The sequence below is a fragment of the Ruegeria sp. AL12 genome (assembly GCF_056540885.1).
The window spans coordinates 1-716 of the sequence record NZ_JBQFXN010000124.1 but is presented as its reverse complement, the minus strand read 5'-3'; the positions used below and the strand labels follow the sequence as shown (position 1 = coordinate 716).

The 716-nt window shown below is 56.8% G+C and carries 1 protein-coding gene; it reads right to left on the bottom strand.

Annotated elements, in window-relative coordinates:
* Nucleotides 1-716, bottom strand: a 716-nt coding sequence (locus ACR0C6_RS21770; protein WP_480621230.1) for an EAL domain-containing protein, incomplete at both ends; no start/stop codon positions are given.

Here is a 716-nt window from a genome sequence, read left to right as displayed (position 1 = left end):
ACCCAGTTGGGCCATCAGAGCGTGTTCACCCGGTGTTTCGACACCTTCGGCCAAAGTTTCCAGATGCAAACGTTCCGCCATCATCAGAATGGCGCTGGCAAGCTGTTGCTGGCTTGGGTCCAGATCCGCTTTGGCAACAAATGACCTGTCGATCTTGATGCGCGATACGTTGAACCGTTTGATAGAACCGATCGAGGCATGTCCTGTCCCGAAATCGTCCAGATCAATACAGCACCCCATTGCGGCAAGCCCGGTGACGTTGCGGGTTATGACATCGTCGGGCCGTCTGGAGAACACGGTCTCCAACACCTCGACCGCCAACCTGTCAGGGGTCAGATCGAATTGATCCAGTTCCCATTTCAGACGGTCGATCAGGCCCGGATTGCGCAGTTCGTCAGATGAAAAGTTGATCCCGATGCGCGGCACCGACAGCATGGACCGATCCCAGTCGCGCATTGCGGAAAAGGAATGATGCCGCATGGCCTGACCCAACCGGTCCATCAGTTCGGCCTGTTCGGCAAAGGGCAGGAACACATTGGGGGCAAGAACCCCTTTTTTCGGATGTTCCCAGCGGGCCAGAGCTTCAAACCCGCTGATACGCCCGGTATCGGTTGAGATCTGGGGTTGAAACCATGGACGGATCTCACCGCTGTCCAGCGCCGCTTCGAATTCTTTGCGCAAGTTGATCCTGACCTGTGCCCGTCTGCGCGTCTGAG